The sequence below is a fragment of the uncultured Muriicola sp. genome, assembly GCF_947258935.1.
Lineage (GTDB): Bacteria > Bacteroidota > Bacteroidia > Flavobacteriales > Flavobacteriaceae > Muriicola.
In genome coordinates this window covers 24,012-30,776 of record NZ_CAMYKH010000007.1, presented here as the reverse complement: position 1 = coordinate 30,776, position 6,765 = coordinate 24,012, and the positions used below count along the sequence as shown (strand labels likewise).

The window sequence follows — 6,765 nt, the reverse complement described above, 5'->3', positions numbered from 1 at the left end:
TGACAAACCACTCCTCAAATCCAATACTTATCCCTACCAGGGCGGCGACGTTAAATATCCATAGAACCCAAATTGTCCAAATACCGTTTTTAATCTTCATCTTTTCCTTTTGAATTCTTAATATCAGGGATCATATCTGCTACGATCCTCGCCGAAAGCAGACATAAAGGAATTCCTCCGCCCGGGTGTACAGATCCACCACAAAAATAGAGGTTGTTGATCTGCCGGGTAAAATTTGGATGTCTTAAAAAGGCCGCAAACCTCGAGTTACTTGCAGCACCATACAATGCCCCGCGATAGGAGCTGGTATTTGCCTCAATCCCAATGGGATCTAAGACGTATTCGGTAGCTATTAGTGGCTCAATTGGTTGTTTTAAGATAGCACTTAATTTCTTGAGAATAGCGGCCCTGGCTTTTACTTTAAGCGATTCCCAATCCTGTCCGTAATTCCCGGGAGCATTGATCATTACAAACCAGTTTTCTTGCCCCTCAGGAGCATCTGAAGGAATATCCTTAGACGTGATATTAATATAAATGGTGGGGTCATTGCCGATCTGCTTTTCCAAAAAAATTGATTTAAATTCTTTTTGATAATCATCACTAAAAAAGATGTTATGCAGGTCTAACTCAGGAAATGTTTCTCGTATACCCCAATAAAATATCAAGGCAGAACTGGAGCGTTCTTGCTTCAAAATTTTTTCCGGATGCTTTGACCCGGACAATAATTTTTTATACGTTGGATATATATCCATATTGGAGACAATTACCGCGGCCTGGTAACTATCTATTTCAGTAATTACCCCGGTTGCGGTATGATCTTTAATAGTGATCTTCTTTACTTCTTCCTCAAAATGAAATTGAACACCTTGTACTTTTGCCAACTCAAAGAGGCTTTGACTAATCTGGTGCATACCTCCCTTCGGAATATAGGTGCCATAATGCATTTCCAAATGAGGAATAAGAGACATAATCCCTGGGGTTTTAAAAGGAGATGAGCCGTTATAAGTTGCATACCGGTTGAATAATTGAACCAGTTTAGGATTATTAAACGTTTTGCGATTCACTGTATTCAATGAATCAAACAGATCAAGATCTCCCAATTTTACAATAGCTTTTAAGGTACTTCGGGAAAGATAGGTGCGTAGTTGGTGTAGTGATTTTTCAAGAAAAAGCGCGGAGGTAAGCTCGTATTTTTTTTTATTCTTCTTGAGATATCCTCTAATAGATCTTTGGTCTTCTTTAAAAAAGTCTGCAGCTTCTGCTATAAAGGTTTCCCTATCCGATTTTACTGAGAACCGGCTTCCGTCTTGCCAGAAATAATTACAGACCGTAGATTTTTTTGAGTAGGGAAAAAATTGACCGGGATCCAGCTTATAAAGAGAAAAGAGCTCTTCAACAAAATGGGGCATAGTAAAGAGAGATGGTCCTAGATCGAACCGAAATCCGTCTAGATTTATGGCGTGTAATTTACCTCCTGCGTACTTGTTTTTTTCAAAAACGTGTACTTCATAACCTTTTCTATGGAGTCTTAGGGCTGTAGCTAAACCGCCAATACCAGAGCCAATCACAAGGGCTTTTGGCATAAATATTATTTCTTGAAATATTTAAAAGGAACGAATAGCATTCCAAAGCATTCGCCTTCTTCCTTGCCCAGGTGTTTGTGGTGAATTTTGTGGGCTCGTCTTACACCCCTCGCATACCAATTATTTGCATTGCGAAATATTTTGAACCGCTGATGAATAAATATATCGTGTACCATAAAATACGCAGCACCATAGGCCATTATGCCGAAACCTATTGGATAGCCAATCCAGAAATCGCTGCTATTTCCAATCATTATAAAGCTCATACTTACCACAGCATAAAAAATAAAAAAGGCATCATTCCTTTCAAACCAGGAATCGTGGTCCTTTTTATGATGATCCTTGTGTAAACTCCATAAAAAACCATGCATGATATATTTATGGGTAAACCAGGCCATAAATTCCATGATGCTGAAGGTGATTAAAAAAATAAGGATCCAGAGTGCAATCTTCATCGTATTTTATTTATACCAAATTTAATTTATAGTTTACATAAGAGCTAGCAAGCAGGCCAAATTTCTGGTAATTGGGAACTCGAATCCTCGCGTTTTTAATTTCCAAAGAGGGTGTTTTTTCAAGTTTTCTCAAAAGTTGATAATAATATTTATAGGCCGTATATACCCCAAATTTAGCATTATTCGGCAATTTTACGATTCCTTCATACCCTCTATGAAAATCATCTTTTATTTCTTCAACTATCCTGTTTTTGGAGGCTTCATCTAACTGTAGCAAATTAGTGTTCGGGAAATACGATCTGTTTAAATATTCATAATCTGCTTTCAGATCCCGTAAGAAATTCACTTTCTGAAAGGCAGATCCCAGGGCCATGGCAGATTGTTTAAGGTTTTCGTATTCCTCGTCATTTCCATTTACAAATACACGTAAGCACATTAAACCCACCACATCGGCTGAACCATAGATATACTCCTCGAATTCGGCTTGGGTAGCGTACACCTGTTTTTCCAGGTCCATGCGCATACTCTTCATAAAAGCGTCTACCAGATGACGAGGAATAGCATATTGATGATAGGTATGCTGAAAAGAATTAAGAATAGGATTTAGACTAATTTTGTTCTCTATGCTATTATGGAGTTCTTTTTCAAAGGCATTAAAGAGCTCTTTTTTATTGTATTCCTGAAAGCTATCTACAATTTCATCCGCAAAACGTACAAAACCATAGATGTTATAAATATCCTTTCTAATTGAAGGGGCAAGCATTTTTGTAGCCAGCGCAAATGAAGTACTGTAAGATTGTGTTACGATCTTACTGCATTCATAAGAAACGATGTCGAAAATAGATTTCATAGGTTGATGGTTACTTTTTTTGTTCAATGAGTTCGGATACTAATTTTCCCGAAATCAGGGATGGCGGTACTCCCGGCCCCGGAACTGTTAATTGTCCTGTAAAATATAGACCCTTTACTTTTTTACTCTTAAGACCTGGTCTTAGAAAAGCAGTTTGTAATAAGGTATTGGCCATTCCATACGCATTGCCTTTATAGGAGTTGTATTGTTCCTTAAAATCGTTGACGCAGAATGACTCTTTAAATATAATATTATTTTCTACTTTTTGTTTGGTGCGCTCTTCGAGGCGCTTTATAATGATATCAAAGTATTGTTGGCGTAGTGCGGGAGTATCTTCCAGATCTGGAGCAATAGGTACCAGAAAGAAGCCGGTTTCATACCCATCGGGTGCCATGCTTTTATCAGTGACCGAAGGAAAATTCACATAGAATAAAGGCTCTGTAGGCCATTTGGGCCTGTCATAGATCTCTTCAGCGTGCCTTTCAAAATCGGTGTCAAAGAAAAGGTTGTGATGCTCTATATTTTGTAATTTCTTATTGAAACCCACATAAAATAGGAGGGAAGACGGAGCAAATGTCTTGGCATCCCAATAGGCTTCTGAATATTGACGATATTCAGAATCTAACAAGGTTTCCGAATGATGATAGTCTGCTCCGGATAGGATAAAATCTGCCGTGACCGAGGTGTTATTTACCTTAATCCCTGTAGCGTGACCCTTTTCAACAAGTATCTTTTCAACCTCATGTCCTGTATGGATACGTACGCCTAGTTCTTCGGCAAGACTTTTCATTCCTTCAATGATCTTATACATACCACCTTTAGGATGCCAGGTCCCCAGGCCAAAATCTGCAAAGTTCATAAAACTGTAGAATGATGGGGTTTTACTGGGTTTTGCACCAAGAAACAATACCGGAAATTCCAGAGTGGCTATTAGTTTAGGGTTTTTGAATTTTTTGCGAACCTGTCCACTAATAGTCTTGAAGAACTGATCTACTCTTAGTGCTGTATCTTTAGTTACTAGTTCAAAAGGAGATAATCCTGGTCTGTATACAATTTTATTGATCGCGATGTCATAGTTATCCTGTGCCTTTGCAATAAATTTTCTCAAATAGACAGAACTCCCGGCTTCAATACGATCAAATTCCGCACAGATCTTATCCATACTGTCTCCAATTGTGATCACATCGTCTGAAAAGAAGATCTTATAGGCCGGACTCAGTTTATCCAACTTGTAGTAATGGGCTGTACTTTTATCAAAATCATTAAAAAAACGTTCAAAAATATCGGGCATCCAATACCAACTAGGGCCAATATCAAAAGTAAAGCCTTGTTTAACTAATTGCCCGGCTCTTCCACCCACTGTTTTGTTTTTTTCGTACACAGCTACATCAAAACCTGCTTTGGCCAGGTAACAAGCGGCCGAAAGAGAGGAAAATCCAGATCCGATGATCACTACTTTTTTACTCATGATAGGAGGAAATGCCTTTTTAATTTAATCATTTATAGAGCTGCGGAAAGATGTTCTACCGACTCGAAGGACCTGATGTGTTCCGGCAGGCTCTTATTTTTTAGAAATTCTGTTTGCCTGCCTAATATCCAAAGTTTAGACGTTCCGGATGGATTTAGTATTGTTTTAAAATCCTGAATATATTGTTCCAAACCATCCTTGGTAGGGATCACTGTGAAGTAGGACAAGAAATGTAAATTTTTATAATATTTTTCCAGGTCTGTAAGGCTCTCTAACGGCATACTTTGTCCCAGATATATGGTCTTATAACCTCGCAAGAGCAACTCATAATTTATGAACAATAAACCTATTTCATGGATCTCATTTTCCGGAAGAAAGAGAACAAAAACCTTATCTTGTCTTGTTGGCTCAACCGTCTGTATCTTTTCAGTGCTGGTGTAGATCTTTTGTTTGATTAGATTGGTAATAAAGTGCTCGTGTGAAGGACTTATGGTATCTGTCTGCCATAATAATCCAAGTTCTGTCAATAATGGAATAAAAACATCCCAAAAAATTTCCCTAAAAGACCTATCTGTCAATAAGCTGGTATATGTTTTCTGAAACAGGGAAAGGTCAAAATTGATCATGGCTAATTTAAAAGCATTGATCGCATGGCTCTTAGTGCTACTCTGGGCCACTAACTCCCTTACTACCACAGGTAATTCCCCTTCAGGTATTTTGGCGATCTTGGAGATCTTATAACCACTATTATACAGTAGAGTTATGTTCAACAGTTTTTGTAAACTCGCTAAACTATAGGTCCGTATATTCGTTGAAGTACGCTCAGGTGCCAGGAGATCGTATCTTTTTTCCCATATACGTATGGTATGTGCCTTAATACCAGATAGGTTCTCAAGATCTCGGATACTAAAAAACTTCTTTACATTGTTCATTATTTATTCATAAAGATTAAACAAAGTTACACTTTTTGAAATGTAACCTTCTAATAGGAACGTTAAAATTTTAGCTGTTTTGTCATATCTAGGCAAAAAATATATGGATATGACAAGCTTACGTATCCATTTGAGAATAATAAAGGATGAACACTATGTAGATTTGAAGGATAGTGTGCAGTACGAAAATATCCGTACAAAACGACTGTTACCTAAAACCGTCTATCGGGATGAAATCCCTCGATCGGCATTGATAAAGGTTTTTCTGAAATTATTTCAGACACTAGTTTGCCAGTGGCAGGACCAAGGCTCCAGCCCATCATGGCATGGCCGGTGGCAATAGTGAGATTTTTTATTCGTGAAACGCGACCAATATAAGGCAGACCATCCGGGGAAACAGGTCGCAACCCACACCTGGCCTCATCAATTTCTTCATCGGTTATATGTATGTTTTCGTAAAAATTTTCGGCTGCCTTGGCAATTGCTCTTACCCTCTCCTTGCGAATGATATGATTGATTCCCGAAAGCTCCATGGTGCCGGCAAATCGTGTGAAATTGCGCATGGGTGTCACCGCAACCTTAGCTTCCATAAGGATGGCAGGAAGCGTGACCCCTAACGGTCTTTTAACATTTATCCGATACCCTTTACCCGGCTCTATAAGTAGGCGCATCCCAAGAGCTTTCGCCAGACCCGAGGTCCAGGAACCACTGGCAAGTACTATCTCGTCCGGGGAATAGATAGCATTGCTTGTAATCACCCTGGTGATCGTAGTTTTATTAAATTCAAATCTTTGTACCTCTTCATTGGTTTGAATAACAACCCCTGCCTTTATTAGATATGCCTTAAGTTGTGCCATGATCTCATTGGGTGAAGTATGGGCATCACATTGATAATGGACGGCTCCTAGAATATCCTTGTTTAAATTTGGTTGTAGTGTATCTAATGCTGCACGGGTAAGTTCTGTTACTTCGAGGCCTTCATCTGCTGCCCGTCTGGCAACTTCTTTTTCATGGTTTCCCTCCTTTTGCGTTTTGTATAACATTAAAAGACCCTTTTTTACGAGTTGAAAATCTCCCAATTCACCTGAATCGTGCATATCACTATAAAGCTCCTTACTCAAAAGATTGATGTCTTTGATAAGAGGTATCGCTCTCTCCACATTAGCTTTGGAAGAAGATTGGTTAAAGGCCCAGGCCCATCTAATGAAGTCGGGATCTAACCTGGGCTTCATATAAAAAGGACTACTGCTGTTGAACATCCATTTTAGACCTTTTGCCATCATACCGGGGGAGGCTAGTGGTATAATGTGGCTGGGTGTTAGATATCCGGCGTTTACATAAGATGCTCCACCTTCCATGGAAGATTTGTCAATAACGGTCACCTGATTTCCTTCTTTCTGTAAAAAATAGGCGCAACTTAGCCCTACGATACCACCGCCAATAATTAAAATACTTTTTCCCATAATTCAACTCAGAA

At 38.9% G+C, this 6,765-nt stretch carries 6 protein-coding genes; all 6 read right to left on the bottom strand.

Going from position 1 to position 6,765, the window contains the following annotated elements; all coding sequences use genetic code 11:
- Nucleotides 1-89: 89 nt before the first annotated feature.
- Entirely contained in the window at nucleotides 90-1,583 is a 1,494-nt protein-coding gene (gene crtD / locus Q0X72_RS02090) for a 1-hydroxycarotenoid 3,4-desaturase CrtD (protein WP_297761344.1), read from the bottom strand.
- Between the two features lie 5 nt (nucleotides 1,584-1,588).
- Entirely contained in the window at nucleotides 1,589-2,038 is a 450-nt protein-coding gene (locus Q0X72_RS02085) for a sterol desaturase family protein (protein ID WP_297761341.1), read from the bottom strand.
- 10 nt (nucleotides 2,039-2,048) lie between these two features.
- Nucleotides 2,049-2,888 carry a phytoene/squalene synthase family protein gene (locus tag Q0X72_RS02080; RefSeq protein WP_297761338.1) on the bottom strand — a complete coding sequence of 280 codons (840 nt, stop codon included), beginning with the start codon at nucleotides 2,886-2,888 and terminating at the stop codon, nucleotides 2,049-2,051.
- 10 nt (nucleotides 2,889-2,898) lie between these two features.
- Nucleotides 2,899-4,356 carry an NAD(P)/FAD-dependent oxidoreductase gene (locus Q0X72_RS02075; RefSeq protein ID WP_297761335.1) on the bottom strand — a complete coding sequence of 486 codons (1,458 nt, stop codon included), beginning with the start codon at nucleotides 4,354-4,356 and terminating at the stop codon, nucleotides 2,899-2,901.
- 32 nt (nucleotides 4,357-4,388) lie between these two features.
- Nucleotides 4,389-5,288, bottom strand: coding sequence for a MerR family transcriptional regulator (locus tag Q0X72_RS02070; RefSeq protein WP_297761332.1), 900 nt, complete (start codon nucleotides 5,286-5,288; stop codon nucleotides 4,389-4,391).
- A gap of 212 nt (nucleotides 5,289-5,500) precedes the next feature.
- Nucleotides 5,501-6,751 (bottom strand): FAD-binding oxidoreductase, encoded by a 1,251-nt coding sequence (locus Q0X72_RS02065; RefSeq protein WP_297761329.1) that lies wholly within the window; start codon nucleotides 6,749-6,751, stop codon nucleotides 5,501-5,503.
- Between the last annotated feature and the right edge of the window lie 14 nt (nucleotides 6,752-6,765).